Consider the following 25776-nt stretch of genomic DNA (forward strand, 5'->3'; position numbering starts at 1 on the left):
ACGCCGAAATGGGCTCTGAACTGCTGAAACAACCCGTTCCTGGAACGCCGGAACGGGACACGGGGTGGGAGGATCGGTGTCGGAGGACACTGCCGAGGCCGGTTTCGCCGGACTGCTGCGGGAGTTGAAGGACCGCTCGGGGCTCAGCTACGGGACGCTCTCCAAACGGCTTCACATGAGTACGTCGACGCTGCACCGGTACTGCAACGGCGATGCGGTGCCAACGGATTACGCACCCGTCGAACGGCTGGCCCGCCTCTGCAAGGCGTCGCCCGAGGAACTCGTCGAACTCCACCGGCGCTGGGTGCTCGCGGATGCGAACCGGGGGCGCAGGTCGGGGGCCGCCGATACGCCTCCGGCCGACCTCGCGGTGCCTTCCGGTGAGCCCGCGCCCAGGAGGTTCCGCCGCCCCGGCCGGAGGGCACTGTTATCCGGGGTCGCCGTCGTCGCCGTCGTCGGCGCGGTCGCACTCACCGCGAACCTGTACTCAGGTGGTGCCGATGACGGCCGGGACGGCCCCGTCGGAGCCGCCTCGGCGAGTGGCGACGGAAAACACCACTCGGCCGGCAGCCCGGCGGCCCCGTCGCACGCTCCGTCCTCGGCGTCCGCCTCACCCACGGGCCGTGACAAGGGCGGCTCCTCCGAGCCGGACCCGGCCTCCGCGTCCGTGTCCCCGTCCGCGGCCGGCGGTGCAGCGCCGGCCGGCGTCCCGCTGACGGTCACCACCCAGCCGTACAGCTGGGAGGACCCGTGCAGCCAGCACTACCTGATCGACAAGCCTCCGGCCAAGGTCGCCCCGCCACCCGTCGCCGAGGACGCGACGGCCTGGGTGGCCGCGGCCGGGGCGGTCTCGGCGGGCGAGCAGTACGTCACGCTCACCGTGCAGGGATCGGGGAAGGAAACCGTCGTCCTCAACAGCCTCGCCGTCCGTACGACCGGCAGGAGCGCGCCCCTCGCCTGGAACGACTACACCATGGGCGTGGGCTGCGGCGGCGGCGTGCAGACCCGGTCGTTCGCCGTCGACCTCGACGCGGCGCGTCCCGCCGCCGTGCCCAGGGCGGGGCAGCGGGACTTCCCGTTCAAGGTGAGCGAGTCCGACCCGGAGGTCTTCTACGTCAAGGCCGACGCCTCGGTGTACGACGCGAGTTGGTACCTGGAGCTGAACTGGTCCAGCGGGACCCGCCACGGAACCGTGCGGATCGACGACCACGGGCGGTCCTTCCGGACCAGCGGAAGCGCCGGGCGGCCCGGCTACGAGTTCATCATCGGCGGCAACTCGTGGACCAGAGCGACGTCTTGAACCGGGCGGCACCTTCCGCTGGTTCAGGCCGGCTCCACGGTCTCCTCCTGCGTCCGTCCCTGCGCGCTGCCGGGCAGCATCCGCAGCAGCTGGTTGGCCGGAAGGGCCAGCAGCCACCAGTACTTGGCCAGAGTCGGCGAGAAGAACGCCACCGGGACCGACGTGGCGAAGACCAGCGCCATCACGACGCTGCGGCGGAACCCCTCCGTCAGCTGAGGCCGCTCGGCGTGCGGGACCGTCAGCGCGGGCTTCGTCATCAGGCGGACGTACATCGCGCCGTAGAGGGAGACGGCCAGGGTGATGGAAGCCGCGTAGAAGACGGTTGCCGCGCTCGTGTCGCCGTACTCGCTGATCAGCTTGGTGGGGAAGGGCAGTGCGGCCACGACCGCGAGGAGGGCGAAGTAGGAGTAGAGCAGCCAGCGGTCGACGGCCGCGAGCAGCCGGAACAGTGAGTGCTGGGCCAGCCAGAGCGCGCCGATGACGGCGAAGCTGAGCAGGTAGGCGCCGATCGCGGGCACCGCCTCCCGGACGGCGTGGGCGACTTCCGAGTGGGGCAGGTCCTCCGGGACGCTGATGTCGAGGGCCAGCAGTGTGATCGCGATGGCGAACACGGCGTCGCCGAAGAAGGCCAGTCGTTCCGGTCCTACGACGACGTCGTGGCGGAAGAGACCGGGGAGGCGGTTGGACATGCGAGTGGCACCTGGGATTCATCGAGGGGGTGGAGGCGCCCTGTGTATCACGCGGCGCCGCACCAGGAGTGAACGCGCGGTGGGAGAACGGCACTTGGGCTGTGGCGGGGGCTTCGGGACCGGCTAGCCGGCCCGGCTCGTCAGCTCCTGCAGGACGGCCTGTCCCGCGGCACGGTGATCGGCGGCCCGGTCCGGGTCCCTCTCCTCCAGCACGATCGCGATGCCCTCGTGGGCCAGCGCCTCCTCGTAGCGGTTGCCCAGTTTCGGGGCCATTTCCAGTGCCTGACGGTGCAGCCGCAGCGCCTCTTCGGGGAGGCCCGCCAGGCGGCAGGTCTCGGCGTAACCGTTGAGGAAATGGATCTTCCAGTGGTCCTCGAACAACTCGTCGAGCAGTGCGAACGCCTCGCGATGGGCGGCCAGCGCCTCCTCGTACCGGCCCATGTGCCGCAGTGCGACGCCCAGGCAGTTGAGGCACCACGCCTGGTTGTTGAGGTGCCCGTCCTCGCGGGCGACGGCCAGCGCACGGTGGAGGTGGTCCGCCGCCTCGTCGGGTTCCTCGCGGGCGATGGCCACGCCGAGGGTGATGCGGGCGGTCAGCGCGGGCGGCCACGCGGGGTCGGCGTGCGGGACGGCCAGCACCTCACGGGCCCGCCGCGCCGCCTCCTCGCGGTGCCCGAGCTGGAGCATGGCCCATGCCTCGGACGCCGCCGCGCCGGCCGCGCCCGTCGGGCAGCCGGCCTGTTCGTACAGCTTTCCCGCCAGCCGGAAGAGTTCCAGCGGCTCCTCCACGTCTCCCGCGTCCCAGGCCAGATAGCCTCGGCGCATGGTCAACTCGGCCTCCATGCGCGCGTCCCCGGTCCGGGACACCCTTAGTGCGGCTGCCTCGTACGCGGCGGCGGCCTCCGCCATCCGGCCGGCGTTGTAGCGCGCGAAGCCCAGGTCGCTGTACGCCTCGGCCAGTTGGAGCGGATCGCCCAGGCGCTCGGAGGCGGCGAGGGACCGCTCGAAGAGGGCGTTGAGATGTGTGGTGCCGCAGCGGCGCGCGAAGTAGGCGCGCAGGAACCGCGGCAGCTCGCACACGTGCGCGTCGGCGCCGACGGCGGCCGCCGTCTCGAAGGCGGCGACGAGATTGCCGTACTCGGTGACCAGCCAGCCGAAGGCCTCGTTCTTGCCGGAGAAATGGGGCAGTTGGGCCGGTGGCGGGACCGCGGCGGCCGCGCGGGAGGGTGAGACGAACGGCATCGAGGCGTCGGCCGCGGCCGCGGCGTGCACGTAGTAGTCGAGCACTCGGCGCAGCGCCTGCTCCCGCTCGGTGGCCGGGTCCTGCTCCGCCGCGGTCCGGCGCGCGTGCTGGTGCACCAGGTCGTGCAGCCGGTAGCGGTCGGGCGTGGGCTGCTCGACGAGATGGGCGTCGAGCAGGTCCTCCAGCATCTCCCGGGCGCTGTGCAGCGGTACGTCCGCGAGCGCCGCCACCAGGTACGCGTCGAAGGACTCCCCCGGCACCAGGCCCAGCAGCCGGAACAGACGGGCCTGGGAACGGTTCAGCTGCCGGACGGACATGGCCAGGGCCGCGCCGAACGCGGCGTCGAACTCGCCCGCGCCCTGGGTCATCCGCTCGGCGAGGATGCCCACGGTCCAGCCCGGCCGGTGCCGCAGCCGCGCCGCGGCCAGCCGCAGGGCCAGGGGCAGACGGCCGCACAGTCGCAGCACTTCGGCGGTGGCCTGCGGGTCGCGGCCGAGCCTGCCGTCGGGGCCGCCGGGGTCGCCGCTGGCCCGGGCCAGCAGTTGCGCGCTCTCCCGCGGGTCGAGTACGTCGAGCGAGACCGGGGGCACCTCGTCCAGGCCGAGGAGCCGGTTGCGGCTGGTGATCAGCGCGACGGAGTCCCCGGCGCCCGGCAGCAGCGGGCGTACCTGCTCGGCGTCGGCGGCGTTGTCGAGGACCACGACGACCCGTCGGTGGGCCAGCTCCGACCGCCAGCAGGCGGCCAGTTGCTCGATTCCCTCCTGCGGGACCTTCTCGGACGGGACGTCGAGTGCGCCGAGCAGCATCCGCAGCGCGGAGTCGGGGTCGAGCGGGGGGCGGCCCTCGGTGAAGCCGTGCAGGTCCACGTAGAGCCGGCCGTCCGGGTATTCCGCGGCGAGCCGGTGTGCGGCGTGCACTGCCAGGCAGGTCTTGCCGACGCCCGCCATGCCGTCGACGGAGACCGCCCCGTGGCTGTCGATCGCGGCGTGCACGGCGGCGAGTTGGGCTTCGCGGCCGGTGAAGTCCGGGGCGTCGCGCGGCAGGTCGTTGCGGGGCGCCGGCCGGGGCCGCCGGCTGCTTTGCGGAGGTGCGGGCAGGGGGTTCGAGATCCGTTCCCACAGGGGCCGCAGGGGCCGCGGGTCGCGCTTGACGAGGCGGCAGAGGGCGACGACCGCGGGCCAGGGCGGCACGGTCTGCCCGTTGAGGTAGCGCGAAAGGGACGAGGAACTCAGGCCGGCGTCGCGTGCGAGGGCCCGTACGCCCTGCCCGGACAGTTCCTGGAGCAGCCGCAACCGGGCCGCCAGCTCGTCCTGAGGGTCTGCGTTCGCCGTGCGTCCTTGCCCGTCCATCGTTCCCCCGTCGTCGCCGTCCCGTTCGGGAAGAAGTCTTCCGAGCCGAAACGCTCCTGGTCAAGGCTGTGTCCCCTGTCCCACGGTGTCCCATCGCCATGGTTCGCACGCGCCGGTCCGGCTGTCATGGAGTCACGCCCCGGGGGAACGGGGCACGGAGCGAGAAGGAGCACCCCGAGATGCAGTCCCGTATGCAGAACCCCGCCGTTGTCCTGTCCGACGCGATGCAGCCCATCCAGCAGGTCTTCAAGGCCGTGCACAGCGGTGGCGTGGACGAGCAGACGCTGGAGCTGGTGCACCTGCGGGTCAGCCAGATCAACGGCTGCAGCGCCTGTGTCGACGCCGGCGCCAAGACGGCCCGCAAGGCCGGTGTGAGCGACGAGCGCCTGGCCACCGTCGCCGCCTGGAGGGAGGCGCCGTACTTCACCGAGGAGGAGCGGGCCGCCCTGGCACTGGCCGAGGCGGCGACGCGGCTCGCCGACCGTCCCGACGCGGTGAACGACGAGATCTGGGACACGGCCGCCACCTACTTCGACGAGAAGCAGCTGGCCGCGATCGTCCTGATGATCGGCGTCACCAACCTCTTCAACCGCCTCAACGCCACGACCCGCCAGATCGCCGGCGCCTGGGGCTGACGCCCCCGGGCGCGCGGCGCCCCTTCCACGAAGACGCGACCCCGCAACCACATCACTGGAGGAAACGGTCATGGCGAACACCCGGAAGCCCGCAGCGAGCAGCACCGCCACCGCCAAGAAGCCGGAGGGCTTCACGGCGGAGGAGCGGGCCGCGATGAAGGAGCGCGCCCAGGAGGTGAGGGCCTCCTTGCGCCGCGCGTCGAAGGCCGGCAAGGCGGCCGAGGACGAGGCCGCCGTGCTCGCGAAGATCGCCGAGATGCAGGACTCCGACCGGTCCATGGCCGAACGGATCCACGCCGTCGTCAAGGAGAGCGCACCGCATCTCGCGCCCAAGCTCTGGTACGGGATGCCCGCGTACGCCAGGAACGGCAAGGTCGTCTGCTTCTTCCAGAGCGCGCAGAAGTTCAACGCGCGGTACGCGACGTTCGGCTTCAACGACACGGCGAACCTCGACGACGGCACGATGTGGCCGACCGCCTTCGCCCTCACGGAGCTGACCGCCGCCGGCGAGACGAGGATCGCCGCCCTCGTGCGGAAGGCGGCGAACTGACACCCGAAGCGACGGCTGTCCACAGACGGCCTCGACCGGCGGCACCGAGACAGGTGCCGCCGGTCGCCGCATTTACTAACAATGGATTGAGCAGTTCCAACTGATAAACCTAGGCTTAGTACCCATGAAGGTGAACACCGGCGCGGGACGCGCCGAGACCGCCGATCCGGGCGACTCCGTTCAGCTCGCGTCCGGCCTGCGGCTCGCGATGGGCCGCGTGACCCGGCGGCTCCGCCAGGCCCACGCCGTGGGGGACGTGTCCCTTTCCGGCATGTCGGTGCTGGCCCGCCTCCACCACGACGGCTCCGACACGCCGACCTCCCTCGCCGAGATGGAACGGGTCCGCCCGCAGGCGATGGCGAGCACCCTCACGCTGCTGGAACGGCGCGGCCTCGTCGGCCGTAGCCCCGACCCCTCGGACGGGCGGCGCAGCATCGTGGCCATCACCGGCGAGGGACGCGCCATGCTGGCCGAGCGCCGCTCCGAGTCCGTGCACCGGCTCGCGGCCGTCATCGAGGAGTTCACCGCGGACGAACGCGCCGCACTCACGGCGGCCCTTCCGCTGCTGGACCGGCTGGCGGAGCAGCTGTGAGCGGGCCGTCCGCGTTCGGCGCCCTGCGCTCGGCACGCGGGAAGGACACTCCCGTCGGACCCGGTTACAAGTGGGTCGCGCTGTCGAACACCACGCTCGGCGTGCTCATAGCCACGATGGACGCCTCCATCGTGATCATCTCGCTGCCCGCGATCTTCCGCGGCATCGGCCTCGACCCGCTCGCCCCGGGCAACATCGGCTATCTGCTCTGGATGATCCTGGGCTATCTGCTGGTCTCGGCCGTACTGGTCGTCGTCCTCGGCCGGCTGGGCGACATGTTCGGCCGGGTGCGGATCTACAACCTGGGCTTCCTGATCTTCGCGTGCGCCTCCGTCGCCCTGTCCCTGGACCCGTTCCGTGCGGGCGCGGGCGCCCTGTGGCTGATCATCTGGCGCATCGTGCAGGCCTTCGGCGGCTCCATGCTCACCGCCAACTCGGCCGCCATCCTCGCCGACGCCTTTCCCGCCCGGCAGCGCGGCATGGCGCTCGGCATCAACCAGATCACCGCGCTCGCCGGCCAGTTCCTCGGCCTCCTCGCGGGCGGTCTGCTCGCCGCCGTCGACTGGCGCGCCGTGTTCTGGGTCAGCGTCCCGATCAGCATCACCGGCACGATCTGGTCCTACCTCAGCCTCCGCGAGACCTCGGCGGGCCGTCCCGGCCGCGTCGACCGGCTGGGCAACCTCACCTTCGCCGTCGGCGCGGGCATCCTGCTGGCCGGCATCACCTACGGCATCCAGCCCTACGGAGACAGCGCCACCGGCTGGGGCAACCCCTGGGTCCTCACCGGCCTGTTCGGCGGCGCCGGGCTGCTGCTCCTCTTCTGCTACGTCGAGACACGCGTCGCCGAGCCCATGTTCGACCTGGCGCTGTTCAAGGTGCGCGCCTTCGCCGCGGGCAACCTGGCCGCCCTGCTGACCGCGATCGCCCGCGGCGGCCTGCAGTTCATGCTCATCATCTGGCTCCAGGGCATCTGGCTGCCCCTGCACGGCTACGCCTACGAGGACACTCCGCTGTGGGCCGGCGTGTTCATGCTCCCGCTCACGGTCGGCTTCCTCATAGCGGGCCCCATCTCCGGCTTCCTCTCGGACCGGTTCGGCGCGCGCCTGTTCTCCACGGCCGGACTGGTGGTCGTGGCGGCCTCGTTCCTCGGCCTGCTCGCCCTGCCCGTGAACTTCGACTACGGCCTGTTCGCCGCGCTGCTGCTGCTCAACGGGCTGGGGCAGGGCATGTTCTCCGCGCCCAACACGTCCTCGATCATGGGCAGTGTGCGGCCCGAGTACCGGGGTGTCGCGTCGGGGATGCGCTCCACGTTCCAGAACTCCGGCACCGCCCTGTCCATCGGCGTGTTCTTCTCGCTGATGGTCTCCGGGCTCGCCTCGTCGCTGCCCGGGACGCTGAGCAGCGGGCTCCAGGCCCACGGCGTGCCGGCCGGTGCTGCCGAGCATGCCGCCTCACTGCCGCCGGTGAGCACGCTGTTCGCCACATTCCTCGGCAACAACCCCATCGAGCACCTGCTGGCGTCCAACGGCGCCCTCGACCACGTCACCGCGGCCCAGCGGGCGGCGCTGACCGGCCACACCTTCTTCCCGCGGCTGGTCTCCGGGCCGTTCCACCACGGCCTGACCATCGTGTTCAGCGTCGCCGCGGGCATGGCCCTGGTCTCCGCGGTCGCCTCGGCCCTGCGCGGCAGCCACCAGGCAGCCCACGAGGGTCCGCGCGAAGACCGGCCGAACCCGGCCGGTGACGTCCGCGAGAAGGAGCAGCCCCGGGACAACGCGGCGTCGTAGAAGCGCACGCGGAGTTCAGGCCAACTGCAGTCGCATGAGGGTCAGGTCGAGCCAGCGGCCGAACTTGGTGCCGACCTCGGGCACCGTGCCGACGTGCTCGAAACCGAAGCGTTCGTGCAGGCGGATCGAGGCCGCGTTCTCTGCCTCGATGCCGGCGATCACGACGTGGTGGCCCGCCTCGCACGCCGAGTCGACGAGCGCCGTCAGCAGCGCGGATCCGATGCCGAGCCCGTGCCGGCCGTCGCGGACGTAGACCGAGTCCTCCACCGTGTGGCGGTAGCCGTCCAGCGCCCGCCACGGGCCGTAGACCGCGAACCCCGCGACCTCGCCGCCGGCCTCGGCCACGAACGCCGAGCCGCGCTCCAGATGGGCGGCGAGCCAGCCGACCGCCTCGTCGGCGGACTGCAGGGTCTGCGTCCACAGCGCGGTCGAATGCTCGATGGCGTGGTTGCGGATGGCCCGGACCACCTCCACGTCACCGGCCTGTGCCGGACGTACCGTCACGGTCCGGCTTCTCTCGTATATTGGATTCATGTCCAACATAGTAGATCCCCTGGTCGGGCAGATCGCCGCGCGGGTCCGCACCGAGCGGGAGCGGCGCCGCTGGACCCTGGCCCAGCTCGCCGACGCCTCCGGTGTCTCCCAGGCCATGATCAGCCGGATCGAGCGGGGCGAGAGCAGCCCCACGGCCGTCGTGCTCGGCAAGCTGTCGGCCGCCTTCCAGCTGAGCGTCGCCTCCCTGCTCGCCCTCGCCGAAGGCACACCGGACGAGGCGGGCGACGGGGCGGGGGTACGCCGCCGGTCCGAGGCGGCCGAGTGGCGCGACCCCGCCACCGGATACCGGCGCCGCCAGATCACCGGCCCCCGGTTTCCCGCCGAGATCGCCGAGATCCTGCTCCCCGCCGGCGCCCGCGTGCCGTATCCGGCCGCCGCCTTCGCCTTCGTACGGCAGGTCGTGTGGGTCCTCGACGGCCGTCTGACCTTCCACGACGGCGACACCGTCCACGAGCTGGAGGCGGGGGACACCATCGAACTCGGCGATCCGGCCGACCGGATCTTCGTCAACGACGCCGAGGAGGAATGCCGTTACGCCGTGATCCTCGCCCGCGGCACACGGCCGTGACCCGGGCCCTCCCGCGGGGCGGCACCCTTCTTCTCGCCGCCATGGCGGGCACGGCGATCGCGAACAACTACGCCGTGCAGCCCGCCCTCGGCGTCGTCGCCGCCGATCTGCACATCGCCCCCGCCGTGATCGGGCTCGTGCCGACCGCCGCCCTCGTCGGCTGCACGATCGGCTTCGCGCTCCTGCTCCCGCTCACCGACCACCTCGCCCCCAGCCGCCTGGTCGGCACACAGCTCACCGTCCTGTCCGCCGCGCTCACCGGCGCGGCCGTCGCGCCGGGCGCGGTCGTACTCCTGGCCGCCTACGTGCTCATCGGCGCGGCCGCCAGCGTCGCGGCCCAGGCCGGCAACATCGCGGGCCGGCACGCCCCGCCCGGGCGGCGCGGAGCCGGTGTCGCCGTCGTGGCCGCCGGCATGTCGGCCGGCATCCTGCTCAGCCGCCTGGTGGGAGGCGCTCTCACCGACCTGCTCGGGTGGCGGCGGATGCTCCTCGTCTTCGCCGGCCTCGCCCTGCTCGGCGCGTTCGCCGCCGCCCTGGTGCTGCCCCGTCGGCGGCCGCACGCCGGCCGCCACTACCGCGCCACGCTCGCATCACTGCCCCCGCTCCTGCGGGATGTCGCGCCGCTGCGGCAGGCGGTGGCGGCCGGCGGCCTGTGGTACTTCGCCTTCACCCTGATCTGGGTCGCTCTCGCGCTGGCCCTCGCCCGGCCGCCCCATTCGCTCACCCCGACCGCCATCGGCCTGTACAGCCTGGCCGGGCTTCTCGGCTTCACGGTCCTCCCGCTCACCGGGCGCCTCACCGACCGTTACGCCCCGCACGCGGTGATCACGGTCTCCGTTCTGGCCGCCGCGGCCGGAGTCGCGCTGCTCGCGACCGGCCTCGGCGCGCCGCCCGTCACGGCCGCCGGCCTCGCCCTCTTCGACGCCGGCTGCTTCGCGGCCCAGGCCGCCAACCAGAGCCGCGTCATCGCCCTCGACCCCGAACGCTCCGGCAGCCTCAGCAGCGTCTACCTCGTGCTGTACTTCACGGTCGGCGCCGTCGGCACCGCCCTCGCCGCACCCCTGCTCGACGCCGTTGGCTGGCGCGGCACCGCCTGCGTCGCAATTGCCGCACTGCTCCTCGCAGTTGGCTTCACCGGCCGGCCCGGACACAGAGAGCCACCACCGCGTCACCCATACGACAGGTGACGAGACCGCTGCGAGACTTACCGTGCAAGGTACGTCCACCATCTCATCACCACCTTGACAGGTGACGCTCGGAAGTGTGATTCTGACGGTCCCCAAGACCACTCGATCCGGCACGGATCAAGCGGAGGTTGACCATGGAGAACCACGGCACCGTGGACAGCGCTGCGTCAGTACGTCACGCACGCTTCGGCAAGCTTCCCGAGCGCATTCGTTTCGAGGAGATGGTCGAGGAGAAGCAGGCGTCGGCGCACGACCCGGCGAGGGACGCCTACAACCCCGAGGCGTCATGGACGTCCTTCTCCTGTCTGGCCGCCGATCTGGGTCTCTGACCTGGCCTACGCATCGGCCTTCGACTCGGCCTCCGACGTGGGCCGATCGGGCGATCGGCGGGACGGGGGCGTCTCACCCGGTCGGCTCGCCCGGCGCGAAATCGACTGCCGGGGCAGGCACGGTGACTGCATGAACACTGCAGAGCTCGACCCCAGCCGCCCCCGTCACTCCGAGAAGACCGGCTCCCGCATTCCGCGAATACTCGCGGTGGGTGCCGCCCTGGGCCTCGCCTGCGCCGCACTCGCGGGAACCGCCGCACCCGCGATGGCCGCACCGCCCACCCCCCACCACGCCACGGCCCCGTCCCAGGCCCACGACCGCGCCGCTCACCACGGACACGGCGGCTGGGACGACGACGGTGACGACTGCGACGGCCTCATCGTCCTGATCTGCCACGGCTGACCGTCGGTAGTTCGGGCCGAGCCTCAACTCCCCCGCCCCGACGACCACTTCGCCGTCTCGCCGCTGGTGCGAGCGGCACCCCGAGCTCCGTGACCCGCACCTCGCCGATGCCGAGGTGCGAGCCGCGGAGCTCGCCGGCGTCACGGGCCCGGCGGGTCGCCCGGCCGGTGTCCACCGGCCCGGGCCAGGGCCTGCTCCGCCTGCTCCGCGAGCGCGCCGACGAGATCGGCCGCGGACGGCAGGTCGTCGATGAGGTCGACGCCCTCACCCGCCCACACCGGAAGTGGCGGGAGATCTCCGCGCGCCACGCCGTCGCGATAGTCCTGCCGGGCCTGGGGGTCAGCGGCGAGTTCGGCCTCCCGGTTCCGCCAGCGGTCCAGGAAGGGGTGGCCGAGCGTGCGTGCCGTGTAACGCGCCGGCCAGCGCGAACCGCGGGCGATGTCCAGCACACGGCTGCGTTCCGTGTCCTGCCCGCGGCCCTCCACGATCGCCTGGGCGGCCGCGGGGTCGACCAGCGCCTCGCGCGTCGCCTGGAAGCGGGTGCCGAGCAGCGCTCCGGCGGCGCCGAGCGCCAGAGCGGCGGCCACACCGCGTCCGTCGGCGATCCCGCCGGCCGCCAGCACGGGTACCGGTGCCGCCAGATCCACCACGACAGGCACGAACGGCAGCGTGGAGCGCCCTTTCCGGGCGCCGTGTCCCCCGCTCTCCGTCCCCTGGGCCACGATCACGTCGGCTCCCACGTCCACGGCCCGCCGGGCCTCGTCCACATCGGTGACCTGAACGATCAGCGCCGCGCCGGCCGCACGGATGCGTGCGGCGAACGGGCCCGGGTCGCCGAAGGACAGCATCACCGCCTTCGGGCCGTGCTCCAGCGCGCGATCGACGGTCTCGGTGTCGACCGCCCAGGTCTGGAACCCGACGCCCCACGCCAGGCCGCCGCTCCCGGTCACGAGCGGGAGCTCTCCGGCGAGCCAGTCCGGGTCCCCGCCGCCCGCGCCCAGGATCCCGAGGCCGCCGCCCCGCGAGACGGCCGCGGTCAGCGCACCGCCGGCCGACCCGCCCATCGGCGCCAGTGCGATCGGGTGCCGTACGCCGAAAAGCTCGGTGAATGCCGTCGTCAAGGCCATGGCGGTCATCATCGCCCCTGACAATTCACGACGTCGCGGAGACAACGGGAATGCTCTGGGCGATCAACTTGTCAGTAATGGGAACAGGGGAATCCAGGGCATGACCCGCCCCCGCACGTGAGAGAACGGAGCGGCGACGTGAGTGACACCCAGGTCGACGAGTTCAGAGGTGCCGCACCTGCGCCGTCGGCGGAGCTGCTCGACCGAATACGCAGGCACCGCAAGCACACCCTGGAAGTGCTGACCGTCTCCGCCGTCGCTCTCGTCCCGTGGACCGTCCTGCTGGCCCTGTCGCTGCCCTCCGGCTACAAGGTCCACCACTGGCGCGTCGCCTGGGTGGGCTTCGACGTCATGCTCCTGATGGCCATGGCCGCCACCGCGATCTTCGGCCGGCTGCGGCACCGAGCCGTGATCGTGTCGGGACTCGCGACGGCTGTGCTGCTGATCGGCGATGCCTGGTTCGATGTGTCGCTCGCCTTCGGCACCCCGGAGGTCTGGCTGTCGGCGGCGCTCGCCCTGTTCGTCGAACTGCCGCTGGCCGGCTATCTCATCCACCGCGTGATGCGGATGATCTCCTTGGCACACTGGCCGTCCGACGGGACCAAGGCCGACGGCGAGCGGACGACCGGGGGCAGCGCCTGCTGACGCACTGGTCCACTGCCGCCGACCGGTTCACGAAGCGCTCGCGTCGAGGTACTGCTCCGCCAGCCGCTTCGGGGCCCGAAGAAGCCACGCCTCCACGATCAGCTCCTTGAGCTCGGCGACGTCGATCCGGTCGAGGCGGACCAGCACCGCCGGATAGCCCTCGAAGTGCGGAATCGTGAAGTAGACGTCCGGATCGGACGTGACCAGCGCCTCCTTCACCCCGACGTCCGCCACCCGTAGACCGAGGACCGGCCCCTCCGGGGCGGAGTCACCGAGCGCCTCCAGGTCGGGGCGCCTCAGCGGCCGCTCCCAGACGAACAACTTGTCCTTGACCCGCCACTGCACAAGCTCCCGTGAGAGCCGTTCGCTGCTCTCGGGAAGAGCGAGCGCGAGGTGCCGTACGTCGTCCCAGGTCGCCATCTGACGACGGTAGGCTCACGAGATCCCCGGCGCCATGGTTGGCTGTTTCTCGCACCGCCGCCCATTGCACAGGAGGACGCCGCAGTCATGTACGAGTACAAGGTGGTCACGTTCAGGGAATCGCTGATCGGCGACGCTCTGGACAGCGACAAGCTGGAGAAGGTCCTCAACAAGCACGCCGAGGACGGCTGGGGTCTCAAGGCGATCACCTCGGCCGACGTGAAGGGCCGCATAGGCCCCGGTTCGGTGGAGGGTCTGCTGCTCACCTTCGAGCGGCCCCGTTCCTGACGTCGCCGTGCCTCAGCCGGTGAAGGGTCCGCGCGGTGCGCGGACCCTTTGCCGTGTCAGCGGTGCAGCGTGGTCGTCCGCACCGCCGGGTCGCCCTTGATCTCCGCTTCGGTGAAGCGTTCGGTGACCCAGCGCTTGCGGGAGAACAGACGGGTCTGGTCGCTGTAATGGGGTGAGGCCGGGTTGGCCGACTGGCCGTAGGTGAGGACGGTGCGGGTGCGGGGGCCGTCCGGGGTCAGTTCGACCGCCATCACGAAGCTGGTGCCGAAGGCGCCGGCGGTCGGCGTACCGGTGCCGGAGCCTGGGCCGGCCTCGACGACGTCGAAGCAGCCCTCCTCCCCGGTGCAGCCGGGCAGCGGGACGCCGGCCCATTTCTGCACGGCGCCCAGCTCGACGTCGACCGGCAGGCCCCGTGCGGCGAAGTCCTGCACCGCGTCGGCCAGCGCGCGCCGGACGCGGGCGTCGTCGCCGTTGATGCCGCGCGGTGTGGTGAGGGGCTGGGCGGGGTCGTAGGGGACGCGGACCCAGGTGTCCGGGGGCCCGGCCCCGAGCAGGTGGTCGAAGAAGGCGCCCCAGAGCGCGGCACCCCTGCTGCCGGTGTCGGCGCGGGTGTCCCAGCCGGCCAGGGTGGCGCAGGCCCGCCGTACGTCGGTCTCCTTGCCGTCGGTGGCCGTCAGGCGCGGGTGGGTACGGCACATGCCGACCACGTCGTCGCGGCCGGTCTCCGCGGACAGGACGCGGTTGCCGGTCATCGACTTGCCGAGGGTGCTCAGGGTGAAGCCGGGCGCGCCCAGTCCGTCCGTTCCGCTCGCGCGCTCCGCGATCATGCGGAGTCCGAGCTGGGGGCGCCGGCCGAGCCGGGGATCGGTGTCGTACGTGCCCGGGAAGCCGGTGAGCGGGGCCGCGGGGTTCGCGTACCGCGGCCCGTTGTTGGAGTTGGCGACGTAGTCGGTACGGCTCAGCCTCGGCTGGTGGGACGGGCCGTAGATGCCCGGTACGAGCGCGTCGGCGTCGCTGCCCCAGGCGCAGGCCGACGTGGAGCCGTCCAGCGCGGCGGGTGCCTCGCCGCCGCCCGGGAGAGTGCAGCGCTGGAGCTGGGCGTCGGTGAGGTGCGGCACGACCGAGGAGTCGGTGAAGTAGGTGCGGCCGCCGGTGTCGGCTGCGAGGGTGTAGGTCCAGGGGACACCCTGGAACGTGTCCTGGGCCGTGCGGAGTTGGGTGAGGTTCCGGGCCTTGCCCATGGCCAGCCACGCGTTCATGGAGCGCAGGTTGTCGGCGTTGGCGTCCCGGATCGCGTAGGCGGTCCTGGTGGTCCAGCCCGAGGACAGCACGGGGCCGAAGCGTGAGGTGTACAGGGTGCGTCGGACGGTCGACAGCCGTCCGTCCCTGTCTCGTACGGTGACCGGCACCGTGCGGCGCTTCATCCGCTCGGTCCTGCCGTCGACCACGTAGCCGGGGGTGAGCTTCAGCGCGTAGAGGGAGGCGTGCTGGGCGTCGCTCGCGGTGTGTGTCCAGGCGAGGTCGCGGTTGTGGCCGATCTCGACCAGAGGGGTGCCGTAGAGGCCGGCGCCGGACACGTCCAGGCTGCCGGGGATGGTCAACTGCACTTGGTAGAAGCGGAAGTTGCCGTCGGCCCAGGGTAGGTGCGGGTTGGCGAGGACCATCGCGTGGCCGGTGCGGGTGACGTCCCGGCCGAGCGCCCAGCCGTTGCTGCCGAAGTCGGCCGCGGGCCCCTGCCGGGCCGCGCCGGACAACGCCGAGGCGCCGCGAGCGCCCGCCGCCGGTGTCGTACCGTCCGCGGGCGGGGGCTTCGCGTCACCGATGTCGGGCGCCAACGGCACGGCGCCGGACACCCGGTTGACGTCGTAGACGATGCTCCACAGGTCGAGCGGGGTCACCGGGCGCACCCAGGGCTTGCCCTTGCAGCGTGGGTCGGGCAGGTGGTCGGCGCCCGTGTCCCGCAGGTAGCGGTTGTACCCGGCGGCGTATCCCTCGACCATCCGGCGCAGTTCGGCCGTGGGGCCCAGCGGCGCCTTCCGGTCGAGCAGATGCCGGACGGTGCCGGCGCGCCGTTGTCCTTCGTAGTACGTGTCGCTCGCGAGGTTGGCGCCCTCGCCGGGGTCGCCGTCGGGGCCGAAGAACCGGGACCGTTCGCCTCGCAACGTCGTCACCTGGTCGGCGAGTTCGCAGACGTTGTCCTGGGCGAACGCGTAGCCGTAGCCGTATCCGAGCCCGCCGAAGTCCTTCGCCAGGATGTGCGGGATGCCGTATTCGGTGCGGCGGATCTGGGCCGTGTACCCGTCCCCGGCCGGTGTCCGGGCGTCCGGGCCCGCCGTCGCGGAGGCGGGGAGCATGGCCAGGGTGGCCGAGGTGAGGCAGAGGGTGGCCGCGATGGTGACCAACCGGCCTGTCAGTGGCTGTCTCTGACGCTTTGTCAGTTCTCTGGGTCCACTCATGGCTGCCACCCTTCAGGGCGGGCGCTCGGGACGCATCCGGCCCCCGGCGGAGTTTCCGAGGGGCGCGTCAGCCCGGGGATGTACACCTGCGGGCGCCCCGGGTCATGAGGACGGCACGGAGAGGGTTGCCCCGTCGGAGTCGAGGGCGGCGGTGCGCAGAGCCGCGGCCACGCGGGTCACCGGCTCCGCCGGTGGGTGCGGCAGACGGGCCAGGAGGAGGCGCCGCTGTTCCTGGGGGCCGCCGCGCACCGGTAGCACCCGGACGCCGGGCGGCACCGCGGGGGCGAGCGAAGGGGGCACGGTCGTCAGGCCGCACCCTGCGGCGACGAGCTGGAGCTTGGCCAGCCAGTCCCGGGCGGTGTGGGCGATCTCGGGCCGCTCGTCCAGGCCGGGCCAGACTCCCATCAGCCGGTCCTCGCCGGAGCTGGAGCTCGCGATCCAGCGCTGTCCGCGCAGGTCGGCGACGTCGACGTAGTCACCACGGGCGAGCGGGTGGCCGGCGGGCACGGCGAGGCACAGGGCGCGTTCGGTGAGGGTCCGCAGCGCCAGCGGCGGTGACTCGGCGTCCGGTGAGCGGAACGGTGGCACCGAGGCGAGGAGGGCCAGGTCCAGGCTGCCGGCCCGCAGGGCGCGCACCAGTGCCGGGGTGGTGCCCTCCCGGGTGACCACGTCGATGCCGGGGTCGGTGCGGCGCAGGGCGGAGAGGGCCGCGGGCACGAGGACCGCGCCGGCGCTGGGGAACCAGCCCAGCCGGACCGTGCCGGACTGGCCGGGCAGCCCGGACAGTTCGCGTGCGGTCGCGTCGATCTCGTCGAGCACGACCGCCGCGCGCCGCATCACGACCCGGCCCGCCGCGGTCAGCCGCACCCCGTCGCGCCGCCGCTCCAGCAGCTGCGCGCCCGCCGCCCGCTCGATGGCGGCGATCTGCCGGGAGACCGCGGACTGGGTGTAGCCCAGGGAGGCGGCGGCCGCGGTGAAGGTTCCCTGCTCCGCCACCGCGCGCAGGACGCGCAGCGCGGTCAGCGAGACGTCTGTGAAGTCCATGACGTTTACGCATACTACCTGTGCCCAACTTTCGTTGGACGCATGACGGCGGCGTTCCTAGCGTGGCAGGCATGAATACTTCGCGAATCGCTCTCGTGACGGGTGCCAACCAGGGGCTGGGCCGGGCTCTGGCCGAGGGGCTGGCGGCCCGGATGCGCCCGGCCGACCTCGTCCTGCTCACCGGCCGCGACCAGCAGCGTGTCGCCGACGCGGCGCGGGAGGTGTCGCGGCTGCCCGGCACCCGTGCCCGCGTCGAAGGCCGCGTCCTGGACGTCACCGACACCGACGCCGTCGCGCGTCTCGCCACCGAACTGGGGGCGCGGCACGGCGGGATCGACGTGGTGATCTCCAACGCCGTGGCCCGTGTGCTGCCCGAGGACTCCCAGTCCGCCCGGGCCGACGAGTTCATCGACGTCTCCAACACCGCGACCCACGCGATCCTGCGCTCGTTCGGACCCGTCCTGCGCCCGGGCGGCCGCCTGCTCGTCGTGGCGAGCAGTCTGGGCACGCTCGGCCACCTCGATCCCCGGCTGCACCATCTCTTCGACGGGGCGAGCCTCGACCAGGTCGAGTACGCGGTCGAGTCCTGGCGCAGCCGTATCCACAACAGGACGGCGGAGGAGGCGGGTTGGCCGCGCTGGCTGAATGTGCCCTCGAAGGTCGCCCAGGTCGCCGCCGTCCGGGCGGTCGCCACCGAACGCCGTGAACGTGATCTCGCCGACGGCACACTGATCGCCTCCGTGTGCCCCGGCATGGTGGACACCGCCACCTCGCGGCCCTGGTTCAGCGACTACAGCCAGGCCCAGTCACCGGCCGAGGCCGCCCGCGCCGTACTGGACCTGGTCTTCGCCGAAGGCGTCGATCCCGCTCTCTACGGCGAGTTGGTCCGCTTCGGCAGGGCCCTGCCCTGGCACGACGGCATTCCCCCGGTGGAACAGGACCGGTTGCTGACCCCCTGACGGGACGGTCCCCGACCGGAAGCTAGAACGCGACCGTCACACCGCCCCCGTGCTCCTGCCACGCCTGCTCCCGCAACCGCGCGGAGAGGACCAGCTCGACCGCCGTACAGGCCAGGGCTTCCGCCGCCGCGAGCATCACATGGCGGGCGCGGCCGGAGGAGGCGGCGGTGGCGAACTCCGGTGTGTGGTCGGAGCCGTCCGGGTCCGTGATCGCGACGAAGGGGTGGATGGCGGGGACGCGTCCGCTGACGTTGCCGATGTCGGAGGAGCCCAGGTAGACACCCGGTGCCGGGGGTGTGAGGCGGATGCCGGTGCGTGCCAGATGGCCGGCGAACCGGCTGGACAGGACGTCGCTGTCGCGGAAGTGCTCGTAGCGCGGGGTGGCGCGGCCGAAGGTGACGGTCGTGCCCGTGGCCCGGGCCACGCCGTGTGCGCAGGTCAGCAGCTCCCCCGCCAGCTCTTCCAGGGCGTCGGTCGTCAGCGCGCGCAGGCCGAAGAGCCCTTCCGCGTACTCGGGGACGACGTTCGTCGCCCGCCCTCCCTCGGTGACGATGCCCTGTATGTGCGAGGCCTCCGGGAGGCGACGGCCCACCACGGCAAGGGTGTTGAACAACTGGATGAGCGCCGCGAGGGCGTCGATGCCGTCGGTGGGGTTGCCGGTGGGGTGCGCGGCGCGGCCGTGGAAGCCGACGCAGTACTGGGTCTGCGCGGTCAGGGGTGCCCAGCGCCAGTTGTGGACCCCGGGATGGAACATCAGCGCGGCGTCGACGTCGTCGAACACGCCCGCCTCGGTCTCTGCGACCTTGCCCCCGCCGCCCTCCTCCGCGGGCGTTCCCACGGCCCACACGGACCCCGCGCCCTCCCCCAGCACGGCGCGTGCCGCGAGTGCGGCGCCGAGGCCGGCCGCGGCGATCAGGTTGTGGCCGCAGGCGTGGCCGAGGCCGGGCAGGGCGTCGTACTCCAGCAGAAGGGCCACCGCAGGCCGGGGCACGGCTCCCGCGCGTGCGGCGAAGGCCGTGGGCATGCCCGCGAGGTCCCGTTCCACGGTGAACCCCTCGCGCTCGAGCTCCCCGGTCAGCAGCCGGACCGCCCGGTGCTCCTCGAAGGCGTACTCGGGATCTCCGTGCAGGGCCTGGGCCACCTCCCACAGCCCCTCCGCCCGGAGAGCCACCTCCGCGCCCACTCGCGTGACCGCCTCATCCACCGCGTCGGCCACACCGGCCTCCCGATCCGCCACAACCGGCCTCCCGAGCCGTGCCTCGTCCTGCAGCCCTGCGGGACTGCGTCTGCCCCGTAGGACCGTGTCGTTTGCCCCGTAGGACCGTGTCGTTCTTGCGAGTTCCAACAAGACGCCGTCCCACACCCGCGGCGCACGGCCGTGGCGCGGTCCGAAGAGGCGTTAGCCCGTGGGCGGGACGGGCACTCGGTCGCCCGTGGCGGATCCGGACCGGGAACCGCCACTTCCTGGCTGGAGGTGAAGAGGCAATGGGACATGGTGGAAACGTCATCGACGAGCTGATGACCGACCATCGGGAGGTCGAGGAGCTCTTCGGTCGCATCGAGGCGCTGCCGCCGGGCCACAAGGACCGCAAGGTGTACGCCGATCAGGCCACCATCGAGCTGGTACGGCACTCGGTGGCCGAGGAGGAGTACCTGTACCCGGCGGTCCGGGAGCACCTGGCCGACGGTGACGCCATCGCGGACCGGGAGCTGGAGGACCACTCCAAGGCCGAGCAGATCATGAAGGACCTGGAGAGCTGCGAGGCGGGCGACGCCGAGTTCGACCGGCTCATGGGTCAGCTGATGGCCGAGATCCGCTCGCACCTGGCCGACGAGGAGGGCAACCTCTTCCCCAAGCTGCGGGCAGCGTGCACCCCGGACGCGCTCGACCGCCTGGGCGACAAGATCCGCCAGGCCAAGAAGCTGGCGCCGACCCGGCCGCACCCCTCCGCTCCGGACAAGCCGCCGGCCAACAAGCTGCTGGCGCCGGGGGCCGGAATGGTCGACCGGATGCGGGACGCGCTCAGCGGACGCGGCAAGCACGACTGACGACGAGAAGACACGGCCGCGGCGGCCCTCCGCCGGGTCAGGCGGTGAGCGCCGGCCCCGTCCTGAGCAGCAGCAGGAGCTGGTCCTGGTGCAGTGCGGTCACGGGGGCGAGCAGGTCGGGGTGGCGCAGCAGCGCCGCCGCCCGCCGGTCGGTCTCGTCGGGCGCGACGAGGCGCCGGAACGCGACGGGGGCGTCGGCCGCATGGCCGCCCTCGGCGACGGCCGCCACCGCGAGGGCCGCCAGTTCCGGATCGGTCAGCAGACACGCCGCCCAGCTCGCCACCACCTCGTCGACCCAGGTGCGCCACGCGTAGGCGTCCGCGTCCCGGCCGGCGGGGTCGCCGGAGCCCGCGATCCGGTCGAGCCGGGCCGATCCGCCGGAGCCGGCGATCCCGACGAGCGCGGCGTCCACCCGCGTCGGGTAGCGCAGCCAGGCCGCGACGGTGACGGCCTGGCGGGCCTGCACCTCGCACAGGGTCGAGGCGAGCGCGCCACCGGCGGAGGGGTAGGCGCAGGTCAGCCACTGGGTGGTGGCGGCGATGAGCGGAGAGAGGTCTGCGAGCACTGCGAGGTCGTCCGTACTGCGTGAGGGAGGACAGCGAACTACGCGAAAACGGTAGCCCGCCCTTCCGGTGAGGAACATGCCCTCACCTCGCCGGACGACGTGGCATCGACCACAGAGCGCGGGGAACCCGGTGAGTCCCTGCACACACCCACACCCGAGGAGAGACTCATGAGTCTCCTGCGACTGGTCGGCCGGCCCATGCTGGCCTCCATGTTCGTCGCCGGCGGCATGAACTCGCTGCGCGCTCCCGAACAGGTCGCCCCTGCGGCCGAGCCGGTCGTCCAGCCGGTCACCGAACGGGTCGGCGCCCTGCCGGACCGCACCGAGCAGGTCGTACGGCTCAACGGAGCGGTACAGGTGGTGGCGGGTCTGCTGCTGGGCAGCGGGCGCCTGCCGCGGCCGGCCGCGCTGGCCATCGCCGCCACGCTCGTGCCGACCACTTTGGCGGGTCACCGTTTCTGGGAGGCGAAGGATCCGGACGAGCGGGCGCAGCAGAAGATCCACTTCCTGAAGAACCTGTCGATGCTCGGCGGCCTGCTGATCGCGGCCGACGACACCGCCGGTGCTCCGTCGCTGGCGTGGCGCGGCCGGCATGCCGCACACGACCTGCGGCGCGAGGCGCATCTGGTGAGCCGGTCGATGCGGGCCACGGCACGCCCCGCCGCGGCGGTCGGCGGTGTGAAGGCCAAGCTGAGCCGCTGATCGAGCGGCTCCCCGGACACCTCACCCGTCGGCGGCAGTGACGAACCGGTCGAGAGCGGTGGTCAGTTCCGCCGGCTTCTCGACCGGCAGTTCGTGTCCGGCGTCGATGATGCGGACCACCGCGTCCGGGTAGGCCTTCGCCATGCGCAGCATCTGCCGTACCGGCAGCTGGATGTCGTGGTAGCCGTGGATCAGGAGGGTGGGGACGCGGATCTCGCCGACCCGGTCCAGGACGTCGAAGGCGCGCATGGCGCCGTAGAGCGTCATGACGACCTCGCGTGGAGTGTCCTCGGAGGACTTGATGTACGCCCGGACCTCCTCGCGGGGGAAGCCGGGTGCGAAGGCGCGCCGGATGTTGGCGGCGACGAACATCTTGAAGGGGACGAGTGTCGAGGCCCCCATCAGCAGGCCGCGTCCTCGGCTGTAGGTCATGCGGCTGATGGAGTCGACCAGCACGAGGCGTTCGACCCGCTCGGGGTGGTCGAGGGTGATGGTCTGCGCGATCATGCCGCCCATCGAGTGGCCGACGAGCACCGCCCGCCGGACCTCGAGGTGGTCGAGCAGTGCCACGACGTCCTTGGCCAGTTCGGCGACGGTGCGTACCCCGGCACCGGTGCTGTCGCCGTGACCGCGCAGATCGAGGCGGATCACACGGCGCTTCTCGGCGAAGTACGTCATCTGGTGGTCCCAGCGGTGCCGGTTCGCCGTCCAGCCGTGGATGAACACCAGGGGAAGGGCATCGCTGTCGCGAGGACCTTCGTCGTCGTACGTCAGCTCTGCGCCGTCGACTTCGAGCTGCGGCATCGTGCCTCCTGGATGCATCCGGTTACTGGCCGGTAGCGTAGCGGTCGCCGGGACGCCCGTCACCGTCGTCCGGCGGTGAGTTCGAGGCAGGCGGGCACGATGCGGGCCCCGTGCGTGGCGCACGGGGCCCGGGCTTCGGGGCGATCCGGTGTCAGCCGCCGTTCAGGCGTGCGCGCAGGAGCTTCTTGCCCAGTTCCGCGCCCTTGCGGCTGTCCGCCTGGGCCTTGCGGAACAGGTCGGCCACCTCGCTGTCCTTCTCGCGCTCGGCGTCCTGGATGTAGGTCTCCAGGCGCAGGGCGTTGCTCAGGCACGCCTCCACGTACCAGATGAGGTTGTAGTCCTTGTCCTGCGTACCCGTCGCGCCCCCGGTCTCCGAACTGCTGGTCATCCGTGCCTCCTTCAGCGGTAGTGGTTCCAGGACCGTCCGGGTACCCGTCCCACGCCGCGCATTCGGCCGATGTCCCGCGGTCGGCCGGTTGTCCGGAACCGGCGGCCGCTTCGCGGCGAGATTTCGCTCAGCCGTGCGAGAAGGTGCGGCGGCGGTGTGTACTGTGCTCCGAGTGGCGGCCCGAGGGCCGTGGACCCCGTCCTGCCCGGTCCCACCTCTGGGAGATCCGTCGTGACCGTCACCGACCACCTCGACCGGTTCGCCATCGACCCGTTCGGCGCCGACATCCGCGCGGAGAGCGCCGAGTTACGGGCCCTGGGCCCGATCGTGCCCGTCGAACTGCCGGGCGGGATCCCGGCCTGGGCGCCGACCCGTCACGACACCCTCAAGGACCTGATCCTCGATCCGCGGGTCAGCAAGGACCCGCGCCTGCACTGGCGGTTGTGGCCCGAGATCGGTCAACACCCCTCGTGGAGCTGGATCATGGGCTGGGTGGGCGTGGTCAACATGCTCTCCACCTACGGCGGCGACCACGCGCGGCTGCGCAAGCTGGTGGCGCCGAGCTTCACCCGCCGGCGCACCGAGTCGATGCGCGCGCGGGTGGAGGCGATCACCGCGGAGCTGCTCGACGCGCTGGAGGCGGCGGGCGCCGACGGGCGGGTGGTCGACGTCAAGGCCGGGCTCGCGCATCCCCTGCCCCTGCGGATGATCTGCGAACTGTTCGGCGTGCCGGACGAGTTGGTGGACGGCACCCGCCGCCTGATCGCCGTCATCATGGACACCTCCGACCCCGGCCCGGAGCACGGCGCGTTCGTGCAGCAGCAGATCGGGACCGTGCTGGGCGCTCTGATCACCCATCGCAGGGCGCATCCGGGCGACGACCTCACCACCGAGCTGATCCGGGTGCGCGACGAGGACGGCGACCGGCTCAGCGACGAGGAACTGCTCTACACGCTGCTGCTGATGATCGGCGCCGGTTTCGAGACGACCGTGAACCTCATCGGCAACGCGGTCGTCGCCCTGCTCCGGCACCCCGGGCAGCTCGCCGCCGTACAGGCCGGGAAGACCGGCTGGGACGCGGTCATCGACGAGACGCTGCGGGTGCACCCGTCGATCGCCGCGCTGCCGCTGCGCTTCGCCGTCACCGACATCCCCGTCGGCGACGTCACCGTCCCGGCGGGCGACGCCATCATCACGACGTACGCCGCCGCGGGGCTGGACCCCGCGCGCTACGGCCCGGACGCGGACGCCTTCGACGCCGCGCGCGGGGCCGAGGACCATCTGTCGTTCGGCATCGGCGTGCACCGGTGCGTCGGGGCGCCGCTCGCGCGGATGGAGGCGATGACCGCACTGCCGGCTCTCTTCGAGCGCTTTCCCGGGATGCGCCTGGCCGTCGGCGAGGACGAGTTGCGGCAGGTGCCGTCGTTCATCGCGTACGGCTGGCAGGAGGTGCCCGTGCGGCTACGGGCGTAGAACCGCAAGGGGGCGCGACCGGTCCCCCGTTCCGGTCGTGCCCCCGCGGCCCGTCGAACTTACGTGCCGAGTGGACACGTTGTGAACCGCGTCCATGCCCGCTGCGACGATCGCGTGGCTCACCTGTGCACAAGTGAGTCCGGAAGATCCTAGTTCGTCCGGTCGAACGCGGGCCGCTCGAGTTCACCGAGGGCCAGATGAGCGAGGACGACCTCGTACAGATCGCTGCCCGAGGCGAGCAACTGGCGTTCCAGGACGGGTTCCGCACTGCGCACGTGTTCACGCACCGTCTGCGCGTGCACGCCCAGGAGTTGCGCGGCGCGTTCGGCGTTGCCCCCGGCGGCGATCCAGGTCCGCAGGGAGCGGCGCAGATCGCGGCCGTCGGACTCCAGGCGCCCGAGCAGCCCGTGCGCCCAGGTGCGCAGGGCGAGGCCGGCCAGCAGGTCGGTGAGCCCGGGGTGGGCCGTCCCGGCGGGGCGGGCCTCGTGCGTCTCCTCCGACAGACCGACACGGGTGTTGAGCGCCAGATGGACGACGGCGCGGGCGGTGAGGTCGGAGAAGTCCGCGTGCAGCAGGCTCTCCACCCGGTCCATGCGGGCGCGGACGGTGTTGCGGCTGACGCCGAGGACCTTGGCCGCGTTCACCGCCGTGAACTCCAGGCCCAGCCGGGTGGTGGCGAGGAGTTCGGCGCGCGTGTGGTGCGCCAGGGTGTCGAGCGGGCGCAGCACATGGGCCGTCCAGCCGGACAGCACGGCCGGCTCCATCAGGCGCTCGGGATGGGTGCGTTCGGCGTAGACGGCCTGCTGGTCGGGGCGGAAGCGGGCGACGGCGAGCGCGCTGACGGCCTGTCCGTAGGCGGTGGCGGTGCGGACCAGACTCTGCGGGGCGCTGCCACCGAGGAAGGTGTCCGGCCGGCGGCCGACCACCAGCCTGAGCTCGGCGGACGCCGCGTCACGCGGAGCGACGACGATGACGTGGGCGTCGACCGCGGGACAGCGCACGACGAGCGCCTGCTCCGCCGTCGCGGTCAGGCACTCCTCGGCGATGCGGTCGCGCTCGTCCGCGCTGCCCTCCAGGACGTAGACGCAGGCCGTGTCGGTGTCGAGCAGGCCGGGCCACAGGCCCGCGGCGACCCGGCGGGCGGAGACGGTGTCCTCGACCATCAGCAGTTGCAGGATGGCCAGGCGGAGGTCGGACGTCGCGCGCCGCAGCCGCCGTCCGGCCGCCGTCGACTCACGTGCCCGCAGCAGGAGTTCGACCACCTGGGCGGTGTGGGTCACGATGTCGGAGGCCCGCCGGTCGAAGGGGGCCGTACGGGAGACGGACAGCACTCCGGCCGAGGCGGGCTGCGGCTGCCGCACTCCGACCAGCCGCAGATGGAGCCCGGCGTCGTCCCAGGCCGCGGACGCGATGCGGCCGGAGACGATGTCGGCGACCAGGTCCTCGTCCAGCGGCGTCGGCGTGCCGGCGAGGACATGGCCGGTGTCGTCCTGCAGGCAGGCCGTCCCGTCCACCGCGTTCGCGAGCCAGGTGACGACCCGGCGGATGTCCCGCCCGGTCGGCCGCAGCTGGTCGAGCAGTTCCTGCGCCCACCTCGAATCCTCGGCGTCCGTCACCTGCGCAGGGCGGCCCCCGTCCTTTCGGCCAGCCATCTCGGCCTTCTCCTCGT

Annotated in this window: 27 protein-coding genes; 15 read left to right on the top strand and 12 right to left on the bottom strand. The window is 72.3% G+C overall.

Going from position 1 to position 25776, the window contains the following annotated elements:
• Nucleotides 1–76: 76 nt before the first annotated feature.
• Nucleotides 77–1300, top strand: coding sequence for a helix-turn-helix domain-containing protein (locus ACIBN2_RS29790; RefSeq protein WP_399138869.1), 1224 nt, complete (start codon nucleotides 77–79; stop codon nucleotides 1298–1300).
• Between the two features lie 23 nt (nucleotides 1301–1323).
• Here the strand turns inward: ACIBN2_RS29790 and ACIBN2_RS29795 are convergent, their stop codons facing one another.
• Nucleotides 1324–1989: a TMEM175 family protein gene (locus ACIBN2_RS29795; RefSeq protein WP_399138870.1), complete on the bottom strand. Its 666-nt coding sequence runs from the start codon at nucleotides 1987–1989 to the stop codon at nucleotides 1324–1326.
• 123 nt (nucleotides 1990–2112) lie between these two features.
• The gene (locus ACIBN2_RS29800) at nucleotides 2113–4581 is read right to left on the bottom strand and encodes a tetratricopeptide repeat protein (protein ID WP_399138871.1); all 2469 of its coding nucleotides are present in this window, start codon (nucleotides 4579–4581) and stop codon (nucleotides 2113–2115) included.
• A gap of 179 nt (nucleotides 4582–4760) precedes the next feature.
• On the opposite strand from ACIBN2_RS29800, the gene ACIBN2_RS29805 reads away from it, so the two are divergent.
• The 4 genes from ACIBN2_RS29805 to ACIBN2_RS29820 all read left to right on the top strand — a co-directional run bounded on the left by ACIBN2_RS29805 (nucleotide 4761) and on the right by ACIBN2_RS29820 (nucleotide 8145).
• Nucleotides 4761–5216, top strand: a complete 456-nt coding sequence (locus ACIBN2_RS29805) for a carboxymuconolactone decarboxylase family protein (RefSeq protein WP_399138872.1) — start codon at nucleotides 4761–4763, stop codon at nucleotides 5214–5216.
• 70 nt (nucleotides 5217–5286) lie between these two features.
• Nucleotides 5287–5766, top strand: coding sequence for an iron chaperone (locus ACIBN2_RS29810; RefSeq protein WP_399138874.1), 480 nt, complete (start codon nucleotides 5287–5289; stop codon nucleotides 5764–5766).
• A gap of 124 nt (nucleotides 5767–5890) precedes the next feature.
• Nucleotides 5891–6358, top strand: a complete 468-nt coding sequence (locus ACIBN2_RS29815) for a MarR family winged helix-turn-helix transcriptional regulator (RefSeq protein ID WP_399138876.1) — start codon at nucleotides 5891–5893, stop codon at nucleotides 6356–6358.
• Nucleotides 6359–6474: 116 nt separating this feature from the next.
• The gene (locus ACIBN2_RS29820) at nucleotides 6475–8145 is read left to right on the top strand and encodes an MFS transporter (RefSeq protein WP_399138994.1); all 1671 of its coding nucleotides are present in this window, start codon (nucleotides 6475–6477) and stop codon (nucleotides 8143–8145) included.
• A gap of 15 nt (nucleotides 8146–8160) precedes the next feature.
• Here ACIBN2_RS29820 and ACIBN2_RS29825 read toward each other — a convergent pair whose 3' ends face one another.
• A complete protein-coding gene (locus tag ACIBN2_RS29825) occupies nucleotides 8161–8679 on the bottom strand; it encodes a GNAT family N-acetyltransferase (RefSeq protein WP_399138877.1) in 519 nt (172 codons plus the stop codon).
• On the opposite strand from ACIBN2_RS29825, the gene ACIBN2_RS29830 reads away from it, so the two are divergent.
• From ACIBN2_RS29830 to ACIBN2_RS29845, 4 genes are all read left to right on the top strand, one after another.
• Nucleotides 8678–9268 carry a helix-turn-helix domain-containing protein gene (locus ACIBN2_RS29830; RefSeq protein WP_399138879.1) on the top strand — a complete coding sequence of 197 codons (591 nt, stop codon included), beginning with the start codon at nucleotides 8678–8680 and terminating at the stop codon, nucleotides 9266–9268. The two genes, ACIBN2_RS29825 and ACIBN2_RS29830, sit on opposite strands and share 2 nt — an antisense overlap.
• A 41-nt stretch (nucleotides 9269–9309) precedes the next feature.
• Entirely contained in the window at nucleotides 9310–10455 is a 1146-nt protein-coding gene (locus ACIBN2_RS29835) for an MFS transporter (protein ID WP_399138880.1), read from the top strand.
• Between the two features lie 134 nt (nucleotides 10456–10589).
• Nucleotides 10590–10784 carry a hypothetical protein gene (locus ACIBN2_RS29840; RefSeq protein ID WP_399138882.1) on the top strand — a complete coding sequence of 65 codons (195 nt, stop codon included), beginning with the start codon at nucleotides 10590–10592 and terminating at the stop codon, nucleotides 10782–10784.
• Between the two features lie 130 nt (nucleotides 10785–10914).
• Nucleotides 10915–11187, top strand: a complete 273-nt coding sequence (locus tag ACIBN2_RS29845; protein ID WP_399138884.1) for a hypothetical protein — start codon at nucleotides 10915–10917, stop codon at nucleotides 11185–11187.
• A 140-nt stretch (nucleotides 11188–11327) separates the two neighbouring features.
• Here the strand turns inward: ACIBN2_RS29845 and ACIBN2_RS29850 are convergent, their stop codons facing one another.
• Nucleotides 11328–12314, bottom strand: a complete 987-nt coding sequence (locus tag ACIBN2_RS29850) for an NAD(P)H-dependent flavin oxidoreductase (RefSeq protein ID WP_399138885.1) — start codon at nucleotides 12312–12314, stop codon at nucleotides 11328–11330.
• Between the two features lie 138 nt (nucleotides 12315–12452).
• On the opposite strand from ACIBN2_RS29850, the gene ACIBN2_RS29855 reads away from it, so the two are divergent.
• Nucleotides 12453–12959, top strand: a complete 507-nt coding sequence (locus ACIBN2_RS29855; RefSeq protein ID WP_399138886.1) for a hypothetical protein — start codon at nucleotides 12453–12455, stop codon at nucleotides 12957–12959.
• A 27-nt stretch (nucleotides 12960–12986) separates the two neighbouring features.
• Here ACIBN2_RS29855 and ACIBN2_RS29860 read toward each other — a convergent pair whose 3' ends face one another.
• Nucleotides 12987–13379 (bottom strand): MmcQ/YjbR family DNA-binding protein, encoded by a 393-nt coding sequence (locus ACIBN2_RS29860; RefSeq protein WP_399138888.1) that lies wholly within the window; start codon nucleotides 13377–13379, stop codon nucleotides 12987–12989.
• Nucleotides 13380–13466: 87 nt separating this feature from the next.
• On the opposite strand from ACIBN2_RS29860, the gene ACIBN2_RS29865 reads away from it, so the two are divergent.
• The gene (locus tag ACIBN2_RS29865) at nucleotides 13467–13667 is read left to right on the top strand and encodes a DUF4177 domain-containing protein (protein ID WP_384267334.1); all 201 of its coding nucleotides are present in this window, start codon (nucleotides 13467–13469) and stop codon (nucleotides 13665–13667) included.
• Nucleotides 13668–13723: 56 nt separating this feature from the next.
• Here the strand turns inward: ACIBN2_RS29865 and ACIBN2_RS29870 are convergent, their stop codons facing one another.
• Nucleotides 13724–16123 (bottom strand): penicillin acylase family protein, encoded by a 2400-nt coding sequence (locus tag ACIBN2_RS29870; protein ID WP_399138890.1) that lies wholly within the window; start codon nucleotides 16121–16123, stop codon nucleotides 13724–13726.
• Nucleotides 16124–16225: 102 nt separating this feature from the next.
• Complete coding sequence (locus tag ACIBN2_RS29875) at nucleotides 16226–17167, bottom strand: LysR family transcriptional regulator (RefSeq protein ID WP_399138892.1); 942 nt, start codon at nucleotides 17165–17167, stop codon at nucleotides 16226–16228.
• A gap of 71 nt (nucleotides 17168–17238) precedes the next feature.
• Here ACIBN2_RS29875 and ACIBN2_RS29880 point away from each other — a divergent pair, with 71 nt between their 5' ends.
• Nucleotides 17239–18126 carry an SDR family NAD(P)-dependent oxidoreductase gene (locus tag ACIBN2_RS29880; RefSeq protein ID WP_399138894.1) on the top strand — a complete coding sequence of 296 codons (888 nt, stop codon included), beginning with the start codon at nucleotides 17239–17241 and terminating at the stop codon, nucleotides 18124–18126.
• A gap of 22 nt (nucleotides 18127–18148) precedes the next feature.
• On the opposite strand, the gene ACIBN2_RS29885 is transcribed toward ACIBN2_RS29880, so the two are convergent.
• Nucleotides 18149–19342: an amidohydrolase gene (locus ACIBN2_RS29885; protein ID WP_399138996.1), complete on the bottom strand. Its 1194-nt coding sequence runs from the start codon at nucleotides 19340–19342 to the stop codon at nucleotides 18149–18151.
• A 269-nt stretch (nucleotides 19343–19611) separates the two neighbouring features.
• Here ACIBN2_RS29885 and ACIBN2_RS29890 point away from each other — a divergent pair, with 269 nt between their 5' ends.
• Entirely contained in the window at nucleotides 19612–20175 is a 564-nt protein-coding gene (locus ACIBN2_RS29890; RefSeq protein WP_399138896.1) for a hemerythrin domain-containing protein, read from the top strand.
• Nucleotides 20176–20212: 37 nt separating this feature from the next.
• Here ACIBN2_RS29890 and ACIBN2_RS29895 read toward each other — a convergent pair whose 3' ends face one another.
• Nucleotides 20213–20740: a hypothetical protein gene (locus ACIBN2_RS29895; protein ID WP_399138897.1), complete on the bottom strand. Its 528-nt coding sequence runs from the start codon at nucleotides 20738–20740 to the stop codon at nucleotides 20213–20215.
• Between the two features lie 168 nt (nucleotides 20741–20908).
• On the opposite strand from ACIBN2_RS29895, the gene ACIBN2_RS29900 reads away from it, so the two are divergent.
• Nucleotides 20909–21442: a DoxX family protein gene (locus ACIBN2_RS29900; RefSeq protein ID WP_399138898.1), complete on the top strand. Its 534-nt coding sequence runs from the start codon at nucleotides 20909–20911 to the stop codon at nucleotides 21440–21442.
• A 21-nt stretch (nucleotides 21443–21463) separates the two neighbouring features.
• Here the strand turns inward: ACIBN2_RS29900 and ACIBN2_RS29905 are convergent, their stop codons facing one another.
• Nucleotides 21464–22246, bottom strand: a complete 783-nt coding sequence (locus ACIBN2_RS29905) for an alpha/beta fold hydrolase (protein ID WP_399138899.1) — start codon at nucleotides 22244–22246, stop codon at nucleotides 21464–21466.
• Nucleotides 22247–22397: 151 nt separating this feature from the next.
• The gene (locus ACIBN2_RS29910) at nucleotides 22398–22634 is read right to left on the bottom strand and encodes a hypothetical protein (protein WP_399138901.1); all 237 of its coding nucleotides are present in this window, start codon (nucleotides 22632–22634) and stop codon (nucleotides 22398–22400) included.
• A 231-nt stretch (nucleotides 22635–22865) separates the two neighbouring features.
• Between ACIBN2_RS29910 and ACIBN2_RS29915 the strand changes: the two genes are divergently transcribed.
• On the top strand, nucleotides 22866–24107 hold the full coding sequence (locus ACIBN2_RS29915; protein WP_399138903.1) for a cytochrome P450: 1242 nt from the start codon (nucleotides 22866–22868) through the stop codon (nucleotides 24105–24107).
• A gap of 149 nt (nucleotides 24108–24256) precedes the next feature.
• On the opposite strand, the gene ACIBN2_RS29920 is transcribed toward ACIBN2_RS29915, so the two are convergent.
• Nucleotides 24257–25759: a helix-turn-helix domain-containing protein gene (locus tag ACIBN2_RS29920; RefSeq protein ID WP_399138904.1), complete on the bottom strand. Its 1503-nt coding sequence runs from the start codon at nucleotides 25757–25759 to the stop codon at nucleotides 24257–24259.
• Between the last annotated feature and the right edge of the window lie 17 nt (nucleotides 25760–25776).

The sequence above is a fragment of the Streptomyces sp. NPDC050534 genome (assembly GCF_044457745.1).
Taxonomy (GTDB): Bacteria; Actinomycetota; Actinomycetes; order Streptomycetales; family Streptomycetaceae; genus Streptomyces.